General features: G+C 32.7%; 22 protein-coding genes and 1 tRNA gene. 10 read left to right on the top strand and 13 right to left on the bottom strand.

Annotated elements, in window-relative coordinates:
* The first annotated feature begins 10 nt into the window (after positions 1 to 10).
* The 3 genes from N4T20_RS08925 to N4T20_RS08915 all read left to right on the top strand — a co-directional run bounded on the left by N4T20_RS08925 (position 11) and on the right by N4T20_RS08915 (position 2865).
* Complete coding sequence (locus tag N4T20_RS08925) at positions 11 to 868, top strand: hypothetical protein (protein WP_260672682.1); 858 nt, start codon at positions 11 to 13, stop codon at positions 866 to 868.
* Between the two features lie 368 nt (positions 869 to 1236).
* The gene (locus N4T20_RS08920) at positions 1237 to 1740 is read left to right on the top strand and encodes a hypothetical protein (RefSeq protein WP_260672681.1); all 504 of its coding nucleotides are present in this window, start codon (positions 1237 to 1239) and stop codon (positions 1738 to 1740) included.
* A 216-nt stretch (positions 1741 to 1956) separates the two neighbouring features.
* Entirely contained in the window at positions 1957 to 2865 is a 909-nt protein-coding gene (locus N4T20_RS08915) for a hypothetical protein (protein ID WP_260672680.1), read from the top strand.
* A 96-nt stretch (positions 2866 to 2961) separates the two neighbouring features.
* Here the strand turns inward: N4T20_RS08915 and N4T20_RS08910 are convergent, their stop codons facing one another.
* The 5 genes from N4T20_RS08910 to N4T20_RS08890 all read right to left on the bottom strand — a co-directional run bounded on the left by N4T20_RS08910 (position 2962) and on the right by N4T20_RS08890 (position 8837).
* Entirely contained in the window at positions 2962 to 4707 is a 1746-nt protein-coding gene (locus tag N4T20_RS08910; protein ID WP_260672679.1) for a hypothetical protein, read from the bottom strand.
* Between the two features lie 4 nt (positions 4708 to 4711).
* Complete coding sequence (locus N4T20_RS08905; RefSeq protein WP_260672678.1) at positions 4712 to 6574, bottom strand: hypothetical protein; 1863 nt, start codon at positions 6572 to 6574, stop codon at positions 4712 to 4714.
* A gap of 197 nt (positions 6575 to 6771) precedes the next feature.
* Complete coding sequence (locus N4T20_RS08900) at positions 6772 to 8016, bottom strand: relaxase/mobilization nuclease domain-containing protein (protein ID WP_260672677.1); 1245 nt, start codon at positions 8014 to 8016, stop codon at positions 6772 to 6774.
* Positions 8001 to 8396, bottom strand: a complete 396-nt coding sequence (locus N4T20_RS08895; RefSeq protein WP_260672676.1) for a MobC family plasmid mobilization relaxosome protein — start codon at positions 8394 to 8396, stop codon at positions 8001 to 8003. Before N4T20_RS08895 ends, N4T20_RS08900 begins: the two co-directional genes overlap by 16 nt.
* Positions 8397 to 8693: 297 nt before the next feature.
* The gene (locus N4T20_RS08890) at positions 8694 to 8837 is read right to left on the bottom strand and encodes a hypothetical protein (protein ID WP_260672675.1); all 144 of its coding nucleotides are present in this window, start codon (positions 8835 to 8837) and stop codon (positions 8694 to 8696) included.
* Positions 8838 to 9431: 594 nt separating this feature from the next.
* Between N4T20_RS08890 and N4T20_RS08885 the strand changes: the two genes are divergently transcribed.
* Positions 9432 to 10493 carry a hypothetical protein gene (locus tag N4T20_RS08885; RefSeq protein ID WP_260672674.1) on the top strand — a complete coding sequence of 354 codons (1062 nt, stop codon included), beginning with the start codon at positions 9432 to 9434 and terminating at the stop codon, positions 10491 to 10493.
* A gap of 75 nt (positions 10494 to 10568) precedes the next feature.
* Here N4T20_RS08885 and N4T20_RS08880 read toward each other — a convergent pair whose 3' ends face one another.
* Positions 10569 to 10976 carry a helix-turn-helix domain-containing protein gene (locus tag N4T20_RS08880; protein ID WP_111422510.1) on the bottom strand — a complete coding sequence of 136 codons (408 nt, stop codon included), beginning with the start codon at positions 10974 to 10976 and terminating at the stop codon, positions 10569 to 10571.
* Between the two features lie 173 nt (positions 10977 to 11149).
* On the opposite strand from N4T20_RS08880, the gene N4T20_RS08875 reads away from it, so the two are divergent.
* From N4T20_RS08875 to N4T20_RS08850, 6 genes are all read left to right on the top strand, one after another.
* Entirely contained in the window at positions 11150 to 11998 is an 849-nt protein-coding gene (locus N4T20_RS08875; protein ID WP_260672673.1) for a hypothetical protein, read from the top strand.
* 71 nt (positions 11999 to 12069) lie between these two features.
* Positions 12070 to 12474 carry a hypothetical protein gene (locus tag N4T20_RS08870; protein WP_260672672.1) on the top strand — a complete coding sequence of 135 codons (405 nt, stop codon included), beginning with the start codon at positions 12070 to 12072 and terminating at the stop codon, positions 12472 to 12474.
* A 198-nt stretch (positions 12475 to 12672) separates the two neighbouring features.
* Entirely contained in the window at positions 12673 to 12846 is a 174-nt protein-coding gene (locus tag N4T20_RS08865; RefSeq protein ID WP_260672671.1) for a hypothetical protein, read from the top strand.
* Entirely contained in the window at positions 12833 to 13171 is a 339-nt protein-coding gene (locus N4T20_RS08860; protein ID WP_260672670.1) for a hypothetical protein, read from the top strand. Before N4T20_RS08865 ends, N4T20_RS08860 begins: the two co-directional genes overlap by 14 nt.
* 213 nt (positions 13172 to 13384) lie before the next feature.
* The gene (locus tag N4T20_RS08855; protein WP_260672669.1) at positions 13385 to 13717 is read left to right on the top strand and encodes a hypothetical protein; all 333 of its coding nucleotides are present in this window, start codon (positions 13385 to 13387) and stop codon (positions 13715 to 13717) included.
* Positions 13614 to 15176 (top strand): recombinase family protein, encoded by a 1563-nt coding sequence (locus N4T20_RS08850; RefSeq protein WP_260673102.1) that lies wholly within the window; start codon positions 13614 to 13616, stop codon positions 15174 to 15176. The genes N4T20_RS08855 and N4T20_RS08850 overlap by 104 nt, the downstream gene beginning before the upstream one ends.
* On the opposite strand, the gene N4T20_RS08845 is transcribed toward N4T20_RS08850, so the two are convergent.
* From N4T20_RS08845 to murG, 7 genes are all read right to left on the bottom strand, one after another.
* Positions 15130 to 15203, bottom strand: a tRNA-Arg gene (locus N4T20_RS08845). The genes N4T20_RS08850 and N4T20_RS08845 overlap by 47 nt on opposite strands.
* Positions 15204 to 15297: 94 nt before the next feature.
* Positions 15298 to 15747 (bottom strand): GatB/YqeY domain-containing protein, encoded by a 450-nt coding sequence (locus tag N4T20_RS08840; protein WP_260672668.1) that lies wholly within the window; start codon positions 15745 to 15747, stop codon positions 15298 to 15300.
* A gap of 198 nt (positions 15748 to 15945) precedes the next feature.
* Positions 15946 to 17922, bottom strand: a complete 1977-nt coding sequence (gene ftsZ, locus N4T20_RS08835) for a cell division protein FtsZ (protein WP_260672667.1) — start codon at positions 17920 to 17922, stop codon at positions 15946 to 15948.
* A gap of 79 nt (positions 17923 to 18001) precedes the next feature.
* On the bottom strand, positions 18002 to 19408 hold the full coding sequence (gene ftsA / locus N4T20_RS08830) for a cell division protein FtsA (protein WP_260672666.1): 1407 nt from the start codon (positions 19406 to 19408) through the stop codon (positions 18002 to 18004).
* A gap of 6 nt (positions 19409 to 19414) precedes the next feature.
* Positions 19415 to 20137 carry a cell division protein FtsQ/DivIB gene (locus N4T20_RS08825; RefSeq protein ID WP_260672665.1) on the bottom strand — a complete coding sequence of 241 codons (723 nt, stop codon included), beginning with the start codon at positions 20135 to 20137 and terminating at the stop codon, positions 19415 to 19417.
* The gene (murC, locus tag N4T20_RS08820) at positions 20124 to 21473 is read right to left on the bottom strand and encodes a UDP-N-acetylmuramate--L-alanine ligase (protein ID WP_260672664.1); all 1350 of its coding nucleotides are present in this window, start codon (positions 21471 to 21473) and stop codon (positions 20124 to 20126) included. Before murC ends, N4T20_RS08825 begins: the two co-directional genes overlap by 14 nt.
* Before the next feature lie 131 nt (positions 21474 to 21604).
* The gene (gene murG, locus N4T20_RS08815) at positions 21605 to 22693 is read right to left on the bottom strand and encodes an undecaprenyldiphospho-muramoylpentapeptide beta-N-acetylglucosaminyltransferase (RefSeq protein ID WP_260672663.1); all 1089 of its coding nucleotides are present in this window, start codon (positions 22691 to 22693) and stop codon (positions 21605 to 21607) included.
* Positions 22694 to 22727: the final 34 nt, after the last annotated feature.

Below are 22727 nucleotides of genomic sequence, written 5' to 3'. Positions count from 1 at the left end.
CAATTTTATTATGACACTAATAATTGCAAAAATATGTCACGGAGGTGTCAGAGTAGAAAGTGACTCCACGATTTCCGACCCGAATGTTGTATCCAACAGAAATAGTATTTTTAGTGGTGTGCTAAAAAGCATTATACTAAATCCCAGTATTGCTGTGTCATTTGCTGGAGATGTGGAAGTTGCGCAGAGTGCCATAGAGAAACTGTTTAAAGAAAATATTTTCGACATCACGAATGTCAAAAAAGTTCTTTTGAGTTTTAATATTGAAAGTAATTATACTACGGATTTTTTAGTTACATCATTAGAAAATCAGCCACTGCTATATAAGGTGCAGAATGGTAAAATAGATGTAACTAATCAGTCTTTTTGGATTGGCGATATTGAAGGCTTCAACGAATTTCAACGAGAGTTTGTACCAAACTTAAAAAGTTTAGAGCCTAATAAAATATTAGAAAGTCAAACCAAAGCATTTGATAAAGTTATAGAGAAAGGAATTCCAGGTATCGGAGGTTTTAGAATTACGTTCCATAGGACGGAATATGGTCTGCAATATCTGCTTCAATTATCTACTTATAGTGGAAGACCGGTAACTATAAGAACAAGTCAAAATCAATCAGGCAATGTGATTTTACCAATACCATTTGGTGACGCTTCTACAGGTGCGTATTCACAAAATTATCTAATTTCAAAGGATCCTTATAAATCAGCTATTGGTATTCATTTTCATTATGGAAATTTTGGTGCGCTATTTTGTCCAAGAGTCAGTCGAAAAATAATCGTTGTTTCCAACGTAAATGATAGAGAGTTTATAGATACGATTAAAAGAAACTATGGTGTAGAGCTAACGGGTATGATTTTTAAGGGTTAAAAAATACTTACCCTTCCTATGGCCTATTTCTACTCGGATTTGATATTTTCTATAATTAAACCTAAAATGTATAAAATGATATAGCCATTTGTAAAGATTTTTAAATATTCTTCTCTTTTTCCGTTTGTTAAATTCTTTCGGTACATTATTATTTATCTTTCGCCACGAAACAGAATTTCTGCTAGATTTTCTTTAATGCATCCTTTTGAGTGAAAGCAAGGATTACAAATCCGCGCGATTGATTAAGAATATTCATGAGAAATTATATTTTTCACTACGCAAAATCACCGCGCACTAAAGAAGTATTTTTGATAAAATAAATAGCAAAATAGATAATTACTGATTTTAATCAAAAAAAAGCTTCAGTTATGAAAAAAAATGTTACAAAAATACAGGCCAACAACAATGAAATTAATTTGTATTGTTTTGTTGGAGAAGCTGTATTGAAAACCCAAATGGTCGAACAAGCACTTAGTTATTCAATTACTCTTAAAATGAATCCCACAGAAACAAAAGAGCGTGCGGATGAATTTTTAAAACAAAACCAGAGTTATACTTTAGGAAAGGCTATTAAAATTGCAATTAAAGAGGAACTCTATAATTTCTCATTGCAAGATGAATTAAATGCTTTTTTAATGCAAAGGAATTGGTTGATTCACAAAGTTATCAGTGAAAACGAAGAAGATTTAAATACTGGAAAAATAAAAGAGGAATTGTTAGATAAAATTAAATATATTTCAGATAAAGCAGAAAGTATTCAACGTGTAATAGAATATGATTTGATAGACTTTTGTTCCTCTAAAGGGAAAGATATGGCAGAAACCTTAGCATTATTAAAATTACAAGAACAAGGAACAAGAATCCGAAAATAGTATTTAAAATTCCGATCCTCCGCTTATGCTAGCGCCACAATCTTGACTAGACGAGATGTTCAAAATTAAATCTAAAGCTTTTTTCATTTTGTTGAGCTGTTAAGCAATTCATATATGAGTTTATCATGGAAGATTAAACTTTCCTTAAATAAATTAATATATTTAAAACAAAATTATAGCTAAGTATTTTCAAATCACTCCTAAGTCTAAAAAGAAATGATTGATTTTATAATAAAACATGGACTTGTTAATTTAATAAAGTCAGTAAGTATTTTAATTACTGCTTTTATTGCAGTATTTTATGCCATATCTGATTTCAAAAAAGAAAATTCAAAAGGACTAAAACCTATTGGGTGGCTAATTATAATTTTAGTAATAATTTCTATAACAATAACATTATTAGATTTTGCGGTCACTAATAAGTTACAAGCTGATTCTGAGACGAAATTGGATAATAAATTTATAAAAACGGAATTATCTATAATTAAAGCGAGTAATAACAATACAAAGAAGCTTCAAGAGTCGAATGCTCTTCTTAGAAGTGAAAATGATAAATTAAGACATGAATTATCTGAAAATATCTATAAGCTATCTAAAAACGTAAAGGGAGCTGATTATAAAGATTTAGCGTTTGAAATGTATAAAATTGACGGAAAAAACTCAGTCATTATGGCTGAGAACAAAAGTAAATACCCTTATATTGATGGTGCTTTTATACATCGTGATTACAATAAATTTATAAATTGCGCTATTACAACTAAAAAGGACACTATTTTTACTAGCAGAGATTGTTTTAACAGTTCGCAAGTTGGTTATGATCCTCATGTAATGCTCTATCCTAATTCATTATTTGAACTAAAGGGAATTTATGAGTATTCAAATAAAGATATTAATGTAGCAATTACCATTGGCGCAAAGAATTCTTCTGTAACTAGATTTTCGGTGTTTCGTAAAACTAAGGGGAATAAATTTTTGCAATCATATCGAATTTACGGTGTAAAAAGTAATGATAAATATTATCTTATTGAAAAGGGAAAAAATGAACTGAATCTAAATGATGAATACTGGAATAAATATTTTCGATTAAAATATATAAGTCGATTTGAAGAATTCACAACAGAATAATTGTTTAAAATTCAATTGCAGAAATTTAAAAAAGAGGTTCGAAAACCTCTTTTTGTTTTGTATGATATTTTTAGATTATAAAGTAATAAAATGGTATTAGTTTTCAGGAATAAACCTATTAAAATACTTCCTCCATTTATCTGGAAAGTAAGGAGTTAGAAAGTAAGTGTGTGCCAATTCCGTTAAAAATGGAAAACCAGCTTCTGCAGCTCTATATTGATAAGTAAACTCTTTATCCTTCCTTAAAGTTTTTTCCTTAAACTCAGCAAAGCTTAGATTTTTTGAAGGACTTCTTTCTGTTATACGAATTTCGGACTGGTATCCATCGGTAAATGATTTGGAGAAGAGCTGTTCTTCTAGATCGTTATTTTTATCAGAAATAAGCTTTGTGTTTTTTGAGCCTACTCCGTGAAATGGTATAAAAATGCCTAAGTCAATTTCATGCTTTTTTATAAAATCTCTCAACTCATTGTAAGATTGTTCCATGTCAAAAATTACAATATATTCCAGAATCATTGTTATTAATAGTGATGTACTGTCGGAATAGTACACAGGCTTTGTACCTGTTACAAGAAATTTAATTACGTTTTCTATGCTGTTATTACAGTCTGGTAAAAAGTCAAAATTTTCTTTTGAGTAAATGATTTGGCGAACAACCAGAAATAAATAATTCTTTGCATTTTGAGCTTGATTAAGCTCGATAAATAAATTCAAGATATTACTTATTGTGATGGAGTTAATGTCTAGGAGTGGTCTTGTGCAAACATTATTATTATTTATAATCTTAACCAGTAAGTTATTAAAAAGTTCGTCATTGTTTTTACCATTGAAGAATCTATCAATATTAGTTCTTAAACAAAAGTACTCTAAATATTCGAACGTTCGATTTGTGTATCCAATCTGCTCATATCTTCCGCCATCTTCAGAATATAGTCCGTCTTTTAAACAGGCAATATCTATTGTTCTTGAAAAATATTCAGTTAAAACTTGGTAATAAAATTGTAATACTTGCTCAAAATAAACGATAACTTTTTTGTCTCTTTCAAGTTTATTTTTTAATATCCAATGCCAAAATGCCAATGTTAAATGTGTAAGGTATCTTTTTGCAATTTCAAGATTATTATATTCTTTACACTCTGTATAAATAATGAAACCAATCAATTTTAAGCTTTCAAAAAGTAGTACCCATTTTCTGGCAAGTTTTTTATTTTTCTTCCATTCATTTTTCTCTAACAATATTTTTATTAGTTGAGTATAATCTTTTGAGATTCCATCTGATGCATTTAGATTAACGAGAATCCTATTAAATAATTTTGTTGTTATTGGGTCTGTAAGCAGGTAGGCTCCAAATAGTTTCTCTGAAAACATAATCGTTAAACGAGAAATATCCCATCTGTCAAATGTTGTGTTTTTGAGATTTTCTTCCAAACCCTTAATCATGCTTTCAAATGTTGACTGTACTGCCCCTTTTATTATCCCGTTATGAACTATTATAATTTTTAAGGGTAATGTGTCAAATTCTGGGAATGCTGATACAAACTTATTATAAGAAGCCTGTGTAAGAGAGTCTGCAATGCCATCTTTACCATAAAAGTTTTCATTTGTAATGTCCCTTTCGTTACCTCCTTTTAACTCAAAGTAGAATCTTTTTTTTACATTATCTAAATCTACACCAACAGCAACAATGTCTTTGCCATATTCTTGCAATCCTATATACTCGGTTGGTTTAGATAGTATTGTGAATCCCATTACTTCTAAAAGAATTGGAAATATCCTATTTAACTCATTTTTTTCTGTTAACGATTCTAGATACTCTTTTACAATAATGTTTTTTATATCCATTTACTTAAAAATTTTCAAGTTCGTTCTCATAATTGTTTGGATTTTTATATGCTCTGCTGTTGATTAATAAACTAGATTTAAATGCTTGTAATGGCAAAGCCTCATCTTGGTCTTCTAATTTCCATGCTTTACCTCGCACAATAATTGTACCTTTCGTCATAGATAAAAACGATTCTTTAGCTGGGAAGTTCTTCGAGATTTTTGCGTTATTCTCATGTTCTAGGCGGTAATATAAATCAAGTAAATCCTTCTCATTCTCCCATGGACTGAGATCTTTAATTTTTGATTTTTGTTCTTTTAGGTTTTTATAATCTGTTATTGCATTTTTTAATGATTTTATAAGCTTTCTATCTTTTATTCCATTAAGATGGGGAATTACTAGTTCATAAAGTGACTCGTGGTATGTTTCAAATACTAGATTTTCTAATTCTTTTGATAGATGTGTGCGTACATTGATAAATTTTGATTCTTTTAGTTTTAAAATAAGAGGTATTAATTTATCAATTGAGTACGGGAAAATACTAAAAGCATCTATCGCATTTTTTTGAGCTTCTTCAGTTTTAATATCTAAGAAATTAATTGGATAAGGAAAATCACTATTACTGCTTAATATTATTTTTAAAGCCAAGAGAGAGTACCTTCTTTGACTGAACATGTTTAGAATTATTAATTCAACTTCTTTTTTACTTTCATTCCAAAAATGAGAAATTGTATCGTCAAAAATATCAGCAGAATTTCTGAAACCTTTTGCGTCAAAATCTTTCATTATGAAATCGAAAAGATAATTTGGCGTTTTAAAAGTGTAGAAAAAATCGTTTATAATTTTAAAATTTTTAGTATTGTTTAAATAAATGAATAATAATTGATATCTCTGGGTTTCGTAATTTTCAAGACAGTAAGTAATATTGTGAAACGTAGCATTCGCGATTTCTAAGTTTTCTGATTTTAAGTGTATAACAATTTTGTTGAAACACTCATTTCTGATTTCATGTGAGATATTAATGTTTTCAATCAATTTGCAAAATAAAAAAGTTTGTTGATCAATTTCATTTACGGTTCTACAATCTAAATCTTTTGTTAGATTAAAAATATTCTCTACTTCTTCTTTACAAGTTATGTTAAAATGAGAAAAAGTTTTAAAAGCTTCGGCTCTATCAATCTCTAATAACTTTTTGGAATATTCAATAGCCTGCGAATCTGATAAATTATACATTTCAGAAATTAAAGTTGGAGCAAATCCTGGATATTGCTGGATATTATTTTCCAAACCATATTCATATAATTGTTTAGATAATAAAATCTTTAAGGTAACAAGTTTTTTGACGTATGAAAAAATATGCCTTGACTGATACTTGCTTTTCTTGTAAGTTTCTGTACAAGAGCTATAAATTGTTTTTATATCATATTTTGAATGAAACAAAAAATGGAAATAAATTTCCTCAAAAGAGTTAAGATGTCTTGGACGATTATCCTTACTATTTAGTAGATTAAGTAGAAAATTAAAGACTTCTAAACTATTAAAATTATATAATAAAAAGTATATTTTTAAATTTTTGGTCAATCTTAAAACTGGAATTCTATTATTTTCTGCAGAATATTTTTTAATAAGGAAATTTGCAAATTCATCAATATATTTTATCGTATTGGATATATTTTTACTTAGTTTAATGCCAAGAGAAATCTCTAACATGTTAATAAGTTCTTTATTTAAAAGTTCAGATTCAAAATTTAAAACAAGTTTTTCATGCTCATCAATTAATAATTTTTCACTTTTAAAATAATCTATATCTGTATTCTTTACAATACCTGATAAATCATCTGGGTTTTTAAAATAATAAAATAATAAATTATCAATTTCCTTTTCCATTAATGACTTTTTTTAATACTTTAAATATAAGAATTTATTAAAATATGCTTCTTTCTCAAAGGCTCAATTTTCAAAAGAAAACAAAAAAGCAAATTAAAATAGTTAGATTTATGTATACAACACAAATAGACTCGAAAGTGGGATATAATTACAACAATTGGCGCTAACCTAAAAGGTGCATAATGCACCTTACTATTTTATATCCCATTGTAAAGTCTTCTTTTCTTTTTTTGTTTAAATTGTTTCGAAACGTAGTCATTTATTTTTTCTCCACGTAGAAGTATATCTGCCAGATTTTCTTTCACATACTCTTTTAATTCCAAATTTTGAAAGTTTTCTGGAGCAGTTGAAATGGACTTTTGATATTTCCTTTCAAGTGCAAGAATGTTCATGGCACAGCTTTCCTGAATTCCTTTTGCGCTGAATTCTTTTCCCAGACTGCTTCCATTGACAACTGTCTGTGTTTTAAAGTCGATAAAAGTAATTCCATAAAGCTTTCCCTCATTGCTTTTTCTTAAAACAGTATGAATCGCTTCATTTTCGAGCCTTTCGGATAATCTCTTGACAGTAGTTATTCTTTCATCAAAAAAAGCCTTTCTCACAGCATTTTTAACATGGCTTTTGCCGTATTGTTTCTTTGTTTCGTTTACCCTGAATTTTTCCTCCAGAAATTTTAAGGTAGGTCTGCTGTAGAATTCGCTGGCTTTTATCGGCACGCCTATCGGTTTTGAATTCTGGTCAAGTATCTTGTAAAGCAGTCCGTTGTTTTTAAAAACTCTCGATCCCTCGCTTCCTCTGTCAGCATGGACATTATAGAGGTTTAAAACCGCGTTGAGTTCAGGCAGGCTTGAATATTTATAGTCAAGCAACACCTGATTTAAAACTGAGTTGATTGCCTTTCTGGACTCTGTCTTTCCGTATTGGACTCTGCCGACATCTATTGGATTTAACGAAAATTGTTCTTTCTGTTTTCTTCCTTCGGCTTTTACAAGTCCGAACATTTCTTCAATTTCTTTTCGGGCTGGTTCTGATTTTCTGACTCCCAGTAAATGCAGATCGATTCTTTTTCCGTCCCTCTGAATGTTGTTTGTCACGATATGGCAGTGAGGGTGTCCTGCATCATAATGCTGATACACCAGATAAGGCTGTCTGCCGAATCCCAGTTTTTCCATATATACATCCGCAATTTCAGCCAGTTTTTCTTTCGAATGATTCTCCGAGGGATCAAAGTTGAGCGAAATATGCACCGAATTCCTCTTCGCATTGGTATTGAGTTCTGCCAGTTTTAGAAAGCGGTTTAATTTTGAAGTGAAAGTCAGTTTTCCCAGCTCCAGTGGATAATTTACAGCACTTATACATTCCGCTTTTCCAATCTCAACTTTATTTTCGTTGTAATTCAGAATGCCTCTTATGGACGAGCTTGTTTTTATGACTGCAACCATTTTTCTGCTATTTTTTGGGTGTGGTCTGAGACCTCTTCCATTTTATCAAAAAGCCTTTTTCTCTGGATCTCGAACAGATAAAGATGTCCTTTAAATTCAGGAACTGTTTTGAGCGTGTTTATCTTTCTGGCAATCTGATTGATATTATTGCCTATTGCCCTTAATTCGGAAGTAAGTACAGCTGTCTCTTCCATCAGATCGTCTAACGACTGATTTCTGTAAGTGGCTACAATCGGTTTGTTGAATAAGTGGCTTCTGATGTGGTCGCTTAATTTTCGGCATGTGCTTGCTCTGAATCTTTTTTCCAGTTCGGCAAACTCCAAAGGAGTGAATCGCAGTCCCACGATTCGTGTTCTGTTTGAATTTTCTCTTTTCATCATCTATCATTTTCATTGTTATCAAACTCTCTTCTTTTAGGTTTCTCCACCGCCGAGTTCCGAGGCAATGGGTGGCAAGATAGGCGGTTGTTAAACAACCGTTCATCTTGCTGATGTCAGGAACGTGGACATCTTTGGAGATTTTTTAAAAGCAGGATTCTAATTTAGAAAAAATATTTGAATGTATCATGCGCAAAATATGGTCATGATGGCTGTAGGATGTTATCTTTTAACTATTTACTAAATAACTCTATAAAAATTGAATGCTCTTGGAAAGAGATTTTGAGAATCATAAAAATATCATTTAATTGAGAGCTCTGCTTTTAGTTGGTCAGTCTGCTTTTTATGTTTCTTTTCCAGCTCTTCAAACTCTTTCACTTTCTTTTTGTAGTAGACCTCTTTTAAATAAAGTTCTTTATCAATGCGGGAAAGCTCCTTTTCCAAAATCTTGTTTTTTTCATAGCGATATAAAAAAGATATAAGTGTGAAGAATAAAAGGCTTAAAAGAATTATAAAAAGAATTTTGGGACGATTCATAAGTAAATGAATTATTGAATTAGAAATCGTTTGTTTTTTATTAGTGATAAATATATAGTAAAATTTTTAATTTACTGTAATACACGTGGTTAGAAGTAGGTTGTCTCGATTGAAAATTTTTTAAAAGAAAAGGGAAAAAAGAAAGTAGTCTTCAATTGGACAAGCAGACAGGTGAAGTGCTATAAGTCCCGAAGGGCATTTTTTGAGGAACGAAAAAAAATGTTATGCGCACTTCTCTGGCTGTGTCCAATATTTTGCTTTGCTTTTTTTTCTTTTGGGAAGTTTCATTTTGTCTTTGCCTTGTATAGAATAATCCTTTGGACACTAAAATAATCAACAAAAAGGTTTTTCAGGCATATGTAGATTTTACATGTCGAATAAAAGAGCATAAAGCCTGTTTAGATTTTTTCAGATGAATAACTCTTTATTTTTATGAATTATGGTTTTCCGTAAATAATATGAATTGATATTAAATAGATTTGGCTTTAAAACCTATAGATTATGGACACAGCCTTACAAAATGACTTTTTAAATCAGTCTCTTATTTCACATCAGATTGTTTTCACAGTTGGTAAACGCACCGAAACAGACAGAGTTAGTAGCTTAGATGAATCAAAATTTCAGGAAGCAAAGAATAAGGGACGAGAACTGGGAAATGATATTTTAAAACAGCTTTTTGATAAAGTAGAATATGGCAAAATTGAAAGCCATTTTAATACTGAAAGGTTAAATTCTAAAAATCTTAGCAGTGTCAGGGAAAAAATTATAAATCTTTACTACCAAAGAGAAATAATTACAGATGAAGTAGCAAAACTTTCAGAAAAACACAAGACGCTTAATGGGCAATATCTAAAAACAAAAAACTCAATTTTTAGATTTTTATATAAAAAGAAATTACTGAGACTTACAGAAGAATTAGAAGAGAGCCGAATTGCTCTTGAGACCGTAAAGCGGGCTCAAACTGAATCGTATTTAAATATTAGATATGAATTTGAAACGGTCGAGTTTAAAGATAAATATTCTGATCTTGTAAGTGCATTTACTTCATTAAAAAATTCGGATAAAATCTGGGATATGACTTATTCAGAAGCTAATACAGATACGAAAGCTGCAGCACAGACTTCAATGCATCGAAATGAGGTAGCATTTTCAATAGAATCAATTCCCGCAATTAAAACAGATGAAAAAAGTTTCTATTTTGAAAATTATAACGGTGGGGATTTTTATTTTTATCCAAGTTTCATAATATATTTTAAAACCAAAGATGATATTGCTGTTCTTGATTATTCTGATCTCCAATTATACTATTCAGAAGCTCGATTTTTAGAGGAAAGTAAAAATATACAGACGGATACTGAAATTGTTGGTGAAACTTGGTATAGAGTAAACAGAGACGGCTCGCCTGATAAAAGGTTTGTTAATAATTATAAGATCCCAATAGTTTTATATGGATCTATTCATATAAAAACCGAGTCAGGGATCAATGAATTATATTATATAAGCAATTTTCAAAATGCTAAACACTTTTGTGAACAATATAAACTTTATCAGTCTATGCTATAGTTTTTGTCAGATATTCAAAAAAAAAGAGACTGTAGAGTCTCTTTTTTTTTGAATTAATATATCTTTTATAAAAGCTTATTTAGCTTTTAGTAATTTTTCCAAATATTCAATTTTGTCTTGTTCAGATTTCAATAATCTTTCGTAAAGTTTTTTATTCTCATCTACAGATTCCATTAATTTATCCAGTGGGTTAAAAGTGCATTGGCTATTTAATGACGAATTATCGTTAAAATTATTAAAGCTGTTGAAGTAATTAATTACGCCTTCATCAGAAAAATTTTTAATTGCTTCCACGCTTATTCCTAGGGCTTTTGCCACTTCTTTTAATTTTTCATCGTCTATTTCTTCACTATTTTCTAATATCGAAACAGTCTGCTGGTTTGTTCCCATAGCCTGCGCCAGTGCTTCCTGCTTCATGTCTTTCAGTTCACGGATGCGGCTGATTTTACGCCCCATGTGGTTTTGTTTTGTTAATGTACTCATAGCTCAAAGATAATAATTAAGAATAAAAATGTGAGATTCATGTATGATACAAAAAATCCCATGTACGGTACGGTAAAATTTGATACGGTACGGTACCAGTAATTGCTTACTTGCCTGTGTGTTAAACAAAAATACAATTTTTCACACAAGTATTAACTAAAATAAGCAAAATTATGAAAACAATTGACAACTTAGGATTGCAGACAGTGAGCGGTATTATTACTGACTGCATAAGTACAGGCAGTATATACTGCTTTGGAGAAAAAAAGCACTTTGACGCAGTTGAAAACCCTTTTCAAGAATCTGTTTCTGGAGAAAAAGCGCATACTCACTATTATCTGCTGGTTTTAACGGATGAATATATTATAAATGCCGTTGCAGATATCAGCGATATAATAAAACACAAAACTGAAGGCCGTTACACAGTAACACTATTATTTCATAAAACAAAATTCAAGCATTCTCTCACACACAACCAACTGTATTTTTATCATCAGGTTGTGACAAGAGGCTATAAGGCGTATGAACGTGAAAATTTGCCTTTAAATATCTCCTTTGAGGGGTCTCCAGAATTTAAAATCAAAAGTATAAAGTCTTATTGGAAAAATAGAAATATAATCGCTGAGACCTATTTGGCAAGCGTAAGCCAGCTTGATTACACTACTACTGGATTTGTTCAGGAATCTATGTATCATATCGCTGTAGAGCAAATATGCTTGGGACTTATTAGTGTGTTTTTAGGATATTATCCCGATCATTTTTCACTGCCGTATTTATTTGAAATATGTGAAATATTTACTCCTTTAACTTCGGATATTTTTCCACGAACTACTAGTGAGGATAAAGCGATGTTTGATCTGTTAAAAGCAAATCCAGCTTCGCTACGCTGGAGCAATGTGAAAAAATCCTGTTTAGTGGATATAGAACTTCTAGAGAAAAGATGCGATGTTTTTTATGCAAAAGCTACTGAGATTGCCGAGGCGGAATTACTGCGACAAGAAAGCTTGTGTACTGTTGAATAGTAAAAGCAGAAGTTATGTATTGTAATATTCTAACCCATAAAGAACATCCCAGATATAGGGCTGTAAAGAAAATGGCAAAACTTCTTTTGGAATTTGTCGAAGCTGACTGCATTTATTTTACGGAATCAGATTTAGAATCAAAAATCGGGATTATGTCTTTAGTGATAAGCAGAGAAAGCGAACATTATTATGACGATGTCAATGACCATTTATGGAAAGTAATCCAGAATCATACTGAGTTTGTATTCTGTTTTTTTAACAGGGACTACATAAAAGATGAATTGAAAGGAGGAAATCTCTTTTTTATTCTAAACTGCGGAGAAACGGATCTTATATATATAAATGATAGGCAGAAGCCCGTTATGGATATAAAAAGTATAAAACTAAAGCGTCTTAATAAAGCAGACAAAGAAGAGATACCAAATGTGGAGATCGGAAGCAGTTACAATCGGCAGAGATTTCAAGTATCATCATAATAACGATAATCTCTTAATGGCATTTTATGTTCTTCATCAGCAGTTCAGGTATATGTTCATAAATGTTTCATGGCTTTTGACAGGGGAATGGATCCCTCATGAAGACATAGCTGACCAGCAGGAACATGTCGGTGCATTTAAAAGCTCATTCGGAAATGTATTTGATGTATTGAAAAAGAAAAGGATGCATTAGAGAAGATGGAATACGCCCGTAAGGCTGTGCAATGGGGAGAACATGCTGAGCCTTTTGATATTGAGAGTGTAGATTATGCAAATGAGAAACTGCAATGGATGAAAAAAGAAGTTGAGACAGTTTTTCTGGAGAAGATAGAAAAAGCTAAAGAAATATTTAATAATCATGGAAACAGATGAAATTGTAAAACTGAAAAAAATCGAAATGTTAAGCAATAGACTGCTTAATACTTTAAAACCAGCACAGGATAAAAGAGGCATGTATAATGCAGAGATCAGAATATATGATTATTGTGAACTTCTTTCAATTATAAGAAACCTGATGAAGCTCTGTATAATCGCTTTGGACAACGACAGTGCAGAAGTTCCACCTACGGTTCTAAACCAGAATATTGATGTAGGGCTTATATTGGGAGTAACGCTTCAGCTGTTCCCGATCGATGAATTTGAGCTTATAAATGAAATAAGTTATTTGTGTAAGGATATGAAAGATGAAGGTAATTAGATTCTAATTCATGATTTGCGTTTTGATGTACATATTATGTCCATGACATTGACAAAAAAGGGACTTATCTTTATAATAATCTAAAAAATAATTGAGTGATGACAAGTAAATTTTACTTATGATCCTCAATGAATTAGGTTTTATATTTGTATTATCCCCACCATATTTTGATCAGGATAAAATGAAAAAAGTGTCATAACTTTATAGCGATGAATGATTGTGGAACAAAAAAGACCGAGACTCGGTCTTTTTTTAATGAAGAGGAATTGTGAAATGAGAAATGAAGAGGAGAATGAAAGAGGAAAAATGACGGCAGAGCAAGCCATGAAAATGCTGAAAGATGAAAATGTAGATGTAACGCTTGAACAGGCAGGTAAAGTATTGGATTTTTTACGACTGCTTGCCAAAGTAACGGTTTTGAATTATTTAAAGAAAAAGAGGGATGAAAAAGACAGCGGATTTATATGTGAGAGTGAGTACAGACGAACAGGCGGAAAAAGGTTACTCACAAAGAAATCAAGAGGAAATGCTAAAAAAGTACTGTGAGATTAATTCTATTGCTGTAAGGGATGTTATTTATGAAGACCATTCTGCAAAAACGTTTAATAGACCCAAATGGAAACTTTATCTGGCAACAATTAAAAGGTATAAAAATAAAACGGATTTAATCTTATTTACCAAATGGGATAGGTTCAGCAGAAATGCTGGCGATGCATACCAGATGATCAATACTCTACGAAGAGTGGGTGTTGAGCCACAAGCAATAGAACAGCCTTTAGATTTGTCTATTCCAGAAAACAAAATGATGCTTGCTTTTTATCTGGCAGCTCCTGAAGTAGAAAATGACAGACGGGCATTAAATACTTTTCACGGTATGAGAAGAGCTAGAAAAGAGGGGCGATATATGGGACTGGCTCCTTCAGGTTACATAAATAAAATAACCGAGGATGGTAAGAAGTATATAACTTTTGACGAGCCTGAGGCATCCATATTAAAATGGTGTTTTGAAGAAATTGCAAAAGATATTTTCAATACAGAACAGATTTTTCTTCAGGCAAAAAGAAAAGGACTTAAAACAAGTAAAAATAATTTCTGGAGACAAATCCGCAATCCTCTTTATTGTGGAAAAATTTTAATTCCGAAATTTAGAGACGAGGAAGCAAAATACGTAATGGGCACACACGAGCCATTAATTTCTGAGGCGCTGTTTTATCTTGTTCAAGACGTTTTAGAAGGACGAAGAAAGAATTTCAGAACTAAATCTGCAATCTCCGAACCATTTCCCCTTAAAGGCTTATTTAAGTGCCCTCTATGCGACAAAATTTTAACTGCAAGTATATCTAAGGGGAGAAACAGCCATTACTCGTATTATCATTGCTATAAGGGCTGTAATTACAGAATCAGATCGTGTGAGGTTAACCACATTTTCTACGAAGAATTACAAAAGTATATTCCAAAACCTCAAACGGAAAAGATTTACATAACAGCTGTTAAAGAATATTTTAATGATTTCAACAAGGAATCAATTGCAGAAAAGAACAGAGTCATTTCTCAGCTGAAAGAATTTGAACAGAAAATTTCTTACATCAGAGATTTGCTCGCTTCAAGAAAGATTGAAGTTAAAGATTACACTGAGATGAAAACAGATTATGACAATAAAATTCATCGTCTTGAAATTAAATTAGCAGATTTAGCTGGAGACAACATTAGTATTTCCGATTTATTAAAAACAGGAATTAAAAATTTGATGAAACTTAACGAATGCTGTAGCGAAGCGGATTTAACTCACTTTCGGAGTATTATCGGTTCAATATATCCTGAAAAATTCACAATCGAAGAAAAGCAGTTTCGAACCGCAAGAATAAATGAGGTTGTTCAAATAGTTTACTTAATTAATGAGGAATTAGCCCTAAAGAATAACGGGACAAAGAAGAAAAAATCTTCTTTGTCCCGTCAAGTGACCCCGGAGGGGTTCGAACCCCCAACCCTCAGAGCCGAAATCTGATATTCTATCCAGTTGAACTACGAGGTCAGTTTATTTATGATTTTAGATTATAGATTTTAGATTGCTGATTGAAATCTAAAATCTATAATCTAATCCCGAAATTTCGGGGCTAAAATTATATTTACGAAAGTAATTTTTTTACAATTGTAGAAATAGTTTTTCCTTCAGCAGTTCCGCCTAATTGAGCAGATGCTAATCCCATTACTTTACCCATTGAAGCAATTCCAGAAGCTCCTGTTTCAGCAATGATTTTTGCTACTACAGCTTCTACTTCTTCTTCGCTTAATTGAGCTGGCAAAAACTTCTCGATTACAGCAACTTGACCCAATTCTGGTTCTGCTAAATCTGGGCGGTTTTGCTCTGTAAAGATTCTTGCGCTTTCTTTACGGGTTTTAACCAATCTCTGAAGTAATTTGATTTCATCTTCTTCAGATAAATCTTCTTTAGATCCAGAAGCAGTTGAAGCCAACAATAATTCTGATTTAACAGCTCTTAAAGCTTCTAAAGCTACTGTATCTTTTGCTTTCATGGCGTTTTTAATTTCGTCCATGATTTGTGTTTGTAAACTCATGTTTATATTTTATTTGAATAAGCTATTGCCTATTAATTGATCTATTATTTTGATCCTTCGACTTCGCTCAGGGTGACAATAAAATTCACTTTAAAAACCTATTTAGGAAGTCAAATTTTGAAATTCTGTGCGAAGATAAAAAAAATAACCCGAAAATTAAATCCAATTTTCGGGTTACCAAATATTATGATTTTAAAATTAATCTACGTTATCGTGCAAAAATGAATTGTTTGAACGCAGTTGCAGATCATTATTACTATCTGTTCCAACAGAAATTCTAGAATTTGTGTTATTAGACTGTGAATTAGACAAATCTATTCCTAATCTTTTGTAAGCAGGCTCTTTTTCCAACTCATCAATTCTAGAAACATTGTTATGGAATTTATAGTTAAATTCTTTTAGTTTCTTTCTTCTTTCTTCAGCTCTTAACCGTAATGTTTCTTCAATAGTTAATTCTAAAGGAGAAACTTCAGAAGTTGTTGTGATATCAGGCTGGCTAGCAAAATCTACTCTTGGTTTCAAAGTAATGTTTAATTCTTCAGGAATTGTATCTTCAATTACTTTTTCTACAGGTTTAGAAGCCAATAAATCATTTTCAACTTCCATATATTCTTCTAGAGAATATTTGATGATGCCATTGTCTGAAACTTCAGTTACAGGAACAAATTGAACTGGATCGTTTACTTTGATATCACGAGTTTCATTTGTTAATTCAAACAAAACTCTATTATCTTCAACAACTGGTTCTCTTCTCGCAGGCTCTTGTTTAAACAGCGGAAGATCAAAAGAAAAAGTTGTTTGCTCTTCTCTTTCAAAAACTCTTTGCTGCTGCACTGGCGGCTGCTGTACTTGCTGAACCGGCGTTTCAGGTGCAGAGATTGTAAAATCGATATCTGTAATTGGCGAAACAATTTCGAAAGTCACATCTAAGTTTTTAATAAACTCAGACATCACCACTAACTCCTCCTGATTGATTGCTGGAGCAACAGCTTGAACTGGAGTCGGAGTAAATGTTTCATCATCATCCATCAAATCAAAAACAACTTTATCTTCAACTTTTGCTGTAGGCGTATCAACAGTTAAGTCGAAAGAAGCAAGTGGTTTGTTTGTTAAATTATGAACACTTCTCTGCTCATCTTCTAACGTATGAATTATTTTTTTTGGTTCTGTATTTACAATTTCATTTTGCTGTTCTACATCAAAACCTGTAGCAATAATAGTTACCGCAATTGCCTCACCAAGAGTTTCGTCTTCACCAACTCCCATGATAATATTTGCGTTGTAACCAGCTTCGGCTTGAATGTGGTCGTTGATTTCTCCAATTTCATCAAGAGTAATCTCATTAGTTCCAGAAACGATAAGCAACAATACGTTTTTGGCACCCGTAATTTTATTGTCATTTAACAATGGAGAATCTAACGCAGAAACAATAGCATCTTTAGCTCTGTTGTCTCCTTCAGCCACAGAAGATCCCATGATCGCAGTACCGCTGTTAGCCAAAACAGTTTTTGCGTCACGTAAATCGATATTTTGAGTATAATGGTGCGTAATTACTTCAGCAATACCTCTAGAGGCTGTTGCCAAAACTTCATCCGCTTTAGAGAATCCTGCTTTAAAACCAAGATTTCCGTATACTTCTCTTAATTTATTATTGTTGATTACAATTAAAGAATCGACTTGCTTACGCAATTTCTCAATTCCAATTATTGCCTGCTCCTGACGCACTTTCCCTTCAAATTGAAACGGAATTGTCACGATACCAACTGTTAATATTTCTCTTTCTTTTGCCAATTGAGCAATTACCGGAGCTGCACCAGTTCCAGTTCCTCCACCCATACCAGCAGTAATGAATACCATCTTAGTATTTTTATCCAACATTTTTTCAATATCCGAAATACTTTCGATAGCCGACTGCTGTCCAACGTCTGGATTTGCTCCTGCTCCCAATCCTTCAGTTAAATTAACTCCTAACTGAATCTTATTCGGTACTGAACTATTTTGAAGCGCTTGCGAATCGGTATTACAAACGATAAAATCTACGCCTTTAATACCTTGTTTGAACATGTGGTTAATAGCGTTACTTCCGCCCCCACCTACACCTATTACTTTGATTACATTTGATTGATTTTTTGGTAAATCAAATGAAATACTTCCAAATTCTGAGTTGCTCATCATCTTTTTGGTTTTTTGAAATTCTTATTAAGTACATTTTTTACTTCTTGACTTGGGGCAAGAAATAATCCTTCTCTTTTTATTATTCTGCGTTGTCTAAAAATTCTTTGATTTTGTCGACATATCGATCAAAAAATGATCTTCTTATTTTAGTTTCAGTAGATTCATTTTTAGGCACCTTTTGACTTACGGTTTCTCTAGGTTCTTCAATGGTTTCTACTTTCTCAACGTAGTTTTCTTCAACTTCGTATCGCTGTACTGGAGGAGCTGTTCTGTAAACAATTTTTGGCTGTTCTTGAACCATTTCCATTCTAACGGCACTTTGCGAACTGTTTTCGATACTGTTCATTACTAATCCCACAGCAGTTGCAAATAATGGGCTAGAGATTTCTTCACTAGAGTTACCTGCCAAATGCTCGTTCGGATAACCAATTCTAGTATCCATTCCTGTAATGTATTCTACCAGCTGTTTAATGTGTTTTAATTGAGCACCACCACCTGTCAATACGATTCCGGCAATAAGCTTTTTACGAGGGTCTTCGTGTCCATAAGCTTTAATTTCTGCAAAAACCTGCTCTACAATCTCCACTACTCTCGCGTGAATAATTTTTGATAGGTTTTTAAGCGAAATTTCTTTTGGCTCTCTTCCTCTTAAACCAGGAATAGAAACAATTTCATTGTCTTTATTTTCTCCTGGCCAAGCAGATCCGAATTTTATTTTTAAAAGCTCAGCTTGTTTTTCGATAATCGAACATCCTTCTTTAATATCATCTGTAATTACATTTCCTCCAAAAGGAATTACGGCAGTATGACGAATGATGCCATCTTTGAAAATAGCCAAATCTGTTGTTCCGCCTCCAATATCGATAAGCGCAACACCAGCTTCTTTTTCTTCCTGACTTAAAACTGCATCAGCCGAAGCTAATGGCTCTAATGTTAAACCAGACAATTCTATTCCTGAACTCTGAATACATCTTCCAACATTTCTGATTGAAGATGCTTGTCCAACCACCACGTGAAAACTAGATTCTAGTCTTCCGCCATACATTCCGATTGGCTCTTTAATTTCAGATTGCCCATCGATTTTGAATTCTTGCGGTAAAACGTGTATAATTTCTTCTCCCGGTAGCATCGCCAGTTTGTTTACCTGATCGATTAGGAGCTGAATATCTTTTTCGCCTATTACTTCCTCAGGATTATTTCTGCTAATGTAATCGGTATGCTGAATACTTCTGATGTGCTGTCCGGCAATACCCACAACAACATCTTTTATTTTGTATCCTGAATTATTTTCTGCTTCGATTATCGCTTGTTGTATCGATTGAATCGTCTGCGTAATGTTGTTTACTACTCCTCTGGCAACACCCAAACTTTTGGATTTACCAATGCCCAAAATCTCCAACTTACCATATTCATTTTTTTTGCCAATCATGGCAACGATTTTGGTTGTTCCAATATCTAGACCTACTGCAATGTTATCTTTTTCCATTTTCTATTATTTAGTGCAAACTACTTGTTCCGTAAACCTAAGGTCAATTTTTTTGTATTTGTATAACGAACTATCTAAAACTGCTTTTTGAAAGAAGGCTTTATAGTTTCTAAATTTCTTATCAACATTCATCGTTCTTCCAAAATCTATGAAGTAATCATAGTTACGATTAAACATTTTTAAGCTTCCATTCGGCATAATCTCTATAGCAATGATGTTTTTTTTCAAAAACGCATCGTCATAAATTGTGCGAAATAAAGCTGCTAAATCTTCGTTATTTTTTTCATTTATTGCCCCTGAAACAAGAGGAACTCGCGCAGTGAAATTGTCTGACAAAGGCATTTTATTACCCTCATAGTCAATATAAAAAGAAGCGCCGCCATCATAAACTCTTGCTATGGGCGTCTTCTGTTTTACTACTGCTTTTAGAACTCCATCAATACTTACAAAAACATTTGACTTCTCAATCATCTCTTGCGTATCGAGGGTTTTCTCTATCTTATTCAAATCTACTTCATCTTTTCTAATACTGGAAGCGTCTCTTTTATTTTCTATCAACAATTTATTAACCGTTTCCGGCTTCACAAAAAGCGTATTTTCTCCTACAAAAACGACCATAGATTTTTTCAATTTTCGATCGCCATTTCGATGCTGCGCGAAAGAATACAAAAACAAAACCAGTCCGAAAATAAGTACTAATCTAATATTTGTCCAATTAAATATTTTCATTTAAAATCTTTTTAATTGAAGGAACCATTTCTCCCAGATCACCAGCTCCAATTGTTACAATAATAGGCGCATCACTGGCTTTGATTTCACCTAATAAATCTTCTTTTGCAACAATTTTTTTATTCGAATTTGTCATTTTACCCAAAAGCCACTCAGAAGTCACTCCTTCCATAGGAAGCTCTCTTGCAGGGTAAATATCCATCAAAAACACTTCATCAAACCGCGATAAGCTTTCTGCAAATCCGTCAACAAAATCTCTCGTTCTGCTAAATAAATGCGGCTGGAAAATTGCCAATACCTTACGTCCAGGATACAACTCTCTAACTGCCTGATGAACAGCATTTATCTCTGTCGGATGATGTGCATAATCATCAATATATACTAAATTTTCGCTCTTAATCTGATACGAAAAACGTCTTCTGATTCCGTTGAATGAAGCAATGGCTTTTGCAATAGAATCGGTCGGGGTGCCGAAAGTTTTTGCCATCGCAATAGCCATCAATCCATTCATTAAATTGTGCTTTCCAGGCAGTCCGAAACGTAAATCCTTCATGATTTCTGATGGTGTCTGAACATCAAAAACATAGGCCCCATCTTCAATACGAACGTTATATGCCTTGTATACAGCATCCTCATTTATAGCACATTGAACACCATCTAAAGGCAATTCTTTGGTTATAAAGAGATTATTTTTATCTTCTACTTTTGAAGCAAATTCTCTAAATGAAGCTTGAATAGCATCGCTAGTCCCATAGATATCCAAATGATCTGCATCCATAGAAGTTACACAAGCAATATTTGGGTGTAAATGCAAGAATGATCTATCAAATTCATCAGCCTCCACCACTGTCACGGTTTTACCGCTTCCTATCAGATTTGAATTATAGTTCTCTACAATTCCTCCAATAAACGCAGTTACATCGGCACCACTCTGAAACAGAATATGACCAAGAATACTTGACGTTGTCGTTTTTCCGTGCGTTCCCGCGACAGCAAAACAGAAAGTATCTTTGGTAATGATTCCAAGAACTTCAGCACGTTTTTTTACTTCGTAATTTCTTTCAATAAAATAATTCCACTCAGAATGTGTTTTTGGAACTGCCGGCGTATAGATTACAAGCGTATTTTCAACGTAATAATCACTTGGAATCAAATTAATATTGTCTTCAAAATGAATATCTATACCACTTTCAATCAATTCATTAGTCAGCATAGAAGGCGTCTTATCGTAGCCTGAAACTTGTTTTCCAATAAACTTGAAATAACGAGCCAGAGCACTCATTCCGATACCTCCGATACCAATAAAATAAACGTTTTGTATTTGATTTAAATTCATTTCTTTTTCTTTTTTTGCTTTAAGCTGTAGGCCTTAAGCTTTAGGCTTTTCCTACCTTTGCCTTTATCTCTATTGTATTTTTATTCTTTTTTTTGCTTTAAGCTTATAGCCTATTGCTTACTGCTTAAAGCTTAACGAATTAACTTCACAATTTCCGCTACAATATCTTGCGTAGCTTTTGGTTTGGCCAGTTTTTTAATATTATCACTTAACTGTTTCTGTTTTCCAGAATCTTTCAGCAGCGCTTCAAAAACAATGCTAAACTGACTGTCAAGATCAGATTCTTTCAACAAAATCGCTCCTTTTTCATCTACAATCGCCTGAGCATTTTTAGTTTGGTGATCCTCAGCTACATTGGGTGACGGAATAAAAATCACTGGTTTTCCAACAATGCATAATTCTGACACTGATGAAGCACCTGCACGTGAAATTATGACATCTGATGCTGCGTAAACAAAATCCATTCTTTCAATAAAATCGACCACTTTCACGTTTGGCTGATTGTATTTTTTATATTCTTCAAAATATAATTTTCCGCATTGCCAGATTACCTGCACGTCTTGCGAAAGAAAATTTTGCAGTTCTTTCTCGATTAACTGATTGATTCTTCTCGCTCCTAAACTTCCCCCAAGAACCAACAATGTTTTCTTATTCGGATCCAAACCATAGAAAGCAATTGCTTCATCACGCTTGCTTTCAATATCAATTAAATCCTGACGAACCGGATTTCCAGTTAAAACAATTTTTTCTTTCGGAAAAAAACGCTCTAGATTTTGATATGCCACACAAATTGCATTGGCTTTTTTACTCAACAATTTATTTGTAATTCCTGGATACGAATTTTGCTCTTGCACTACTGTCGGAATTCCTGCCGAACCTGCCGCTTGCAACAAAGGTCCGCTGGCAAAACCACCCGTTCCAATTACTACATTTGGCTTAAACTTCTTAATAATTCTTTTTGACTCCAATAAACTGCTTGCCAGTTTAAGCGGAAACATTAAATTTTGTAAAGTCAGTTTTCGCTGCAAACCTGCAATCCAAAGACCTTTTATTTCATAACCTGCCTGAGGCACTTTTTGCATTTCCATTTTATCTTTGGCACCCACAAAAAGAAATTCTGCATCAGGAAATTGTAATTTTAATTCATTTGCAATTGCAATCGCAGGATAGATATGTCCTCCTGTTCCTCCTCCGCTAAGTATGAATTTATACTTTGTCATCTCTCTAAAAATTACAACTTTTTAAAAAATTATT

Origin of the sequence: Flavobacterium sp. TR2, from assembly GCF_025252405.1 — a bacterium.
Taxonomy (GTDB): Bacteria; Bacteroidota; Bacteroidia; order Flavobacteriales; family Flavobacteriaceae; genus Flavobacterium.
The sequence above is the reverse complement of the archived record's forward strand: the minus strand, read 5'-3'. Positions and strand labels throughout refer to the sequence as shown.

What these genes read in the sequence shown, in the direction of transcription:
- N4T20_RS08925 (WP_260672682.1), top strand. Translation starts at nt 11, where the DNA reads ATGACACTAATAATTGCAAAAATATGTCACGGAGGTGTCAGAGTAGAA.
- N4T20_RS08920 (WP_260672681.1), top strand. Translation starts at nt 1,237, where the DNA reads ATGAAAAAAAATGTTACAAAAATACAGGCCAACAACAATGAAATTAAT.
- N4T20_RS08915 (WP_260672680.1), top strand. Translation starts at nt 1,957, where the DNA reads ATGATTGATTTTATAATAAAACATGGACTTGTTAATTTAATAAAGTCA.
- N4T20_RS08910 (WP_260672679.1), bottom strand. Translation starts at nt 4,707, where the DNA reads ATGGATATAAAAAACATTATTGTAAAAGAGTATCTAGAATCGTTAACA.
- N4T20_RS08905 (WP_260672678.1), bottom strand. Translation starts at nt 6,574, where the DNA reads ATGGAAAAGGAAATTGATAATTTATTATTTTATTATTTTAAAAACCCA.
- N4T20_RS08900 (WP_260672677.1), bottom strand. Translation starts at nt 8,016, where the DNA reads ATGGTTGCAGTCATAAAAACAAGCTCGTCCATAAGAGGCATTCTGAAT.
- N4T20_RS08895 (WP_260672676.1), bottom strand. Translation starts at nt 8,396, where the DNA reads ATGATGAAAAGAGAAAATTCAAACAGAACACGAATCGTGGGACTGCGA.
- N4T20_RS08885 (WP_260672674.1), top strand. Translation starts at nt 9,432, where the DNA reads ATGGACACAGCCTTACAAAATGACTTTTTAAATCAGTCTCTTATTTCA.
- N4T20_RS08880 (WP_111422510.1), bottom strand. Translation starts at nt 10,976, where the DNA reads ATGAGTACATTAACAAAACAAAACCACATGGGGCGTAAAATCAGCCGC.
- N4T20_RS08875 (WP_260672673.1), top strand. Translation starts at nt 11,150, where the DNA reads ATGAAAACAATTGACAACTTAGGATTGCAGACAGTGAGCGGTATTATT.
- N4T20_RS08870 (WP_260672672.1), top strand. Translation starts at nt 12,070, where the DNA reads ATGGCAAAACTTCTTTTGGAATTTGTCGAAGCTGACTGCATTTATTTT.
- N4T20_RS08865 (WP_260672671.1), top strand. Translation starts at nt 12,673, where the DNA reads ATGGAATACGCCCGTAAGGCTGTGCAATGGGGAGAACATGCTGAGCCT.
- N4T20_RS08860 (WP_260672670.1), top strand. Translation starts at nt 12,833, where the DNA reads ATGGAAACAGATGAAATTGTAAAACTGAAAAAAATCGAAATGTTAAGC.
- N4T20_RS08855 (WP_260672669.1), top strand. Translation starts at nt 13,385, where the DNA reads ATGATTGTGGAACAAAAAAGACCGAGACTCGGTCTTTTTTTAATGAAG.
- N4T20_RS08850 (WP_260673102.1), top strand. Translation starts at nt 13,614, where the DNA reads ATGAAAAAGACAGCGGATTTATATGTGAGAGTGAGTACAGACGAACAG.
- N4T20_RS08840 (WP_260672668.1), bottom strand. Translation starts at nt 15,747, where the DNA reads ATGAGTTTACAAACACAAATCATGGACGAAATTAAAAACGCCATGAAA.
- ftsZ (WP_260672667.1), bottom strand. Translation starts at nt 17,922, where the DNA reads ATGATGAGCAACTCAGAATTTGGAAGTATTTCATTTGATTTACCAAAA.
- ftsA (WP_260672666.1), bottom strand. Translation starts at nt 19,408, where the DNA reads ATGGAAAAAGATAACATTGCAGTAGGTCTAGATATTGGAACAACCAAA.
- N4T20_RS08825 (WP_260672665.1), bottom strand. Translation starts at nt 20,137, where the DNA reads ATGAAAATATTTAATTGGACAAATATTAGATTAGTACTTATTTTCGGA.
- murC (WP_260672664.1), bottom strand. Translation starts at nt 21,473, where the DNA reads ATGAATTTAAATCAAATACAAAACGTTTATTTTATTGGTATCGGAGGT.
- murG (WP_260672663.1), bottom strand. Translation starts at nt 22,693, where the DNA reads ATGACAAAGTATAAATTCATACTTAGCGGAGGAGGAACAGGAGGACAT.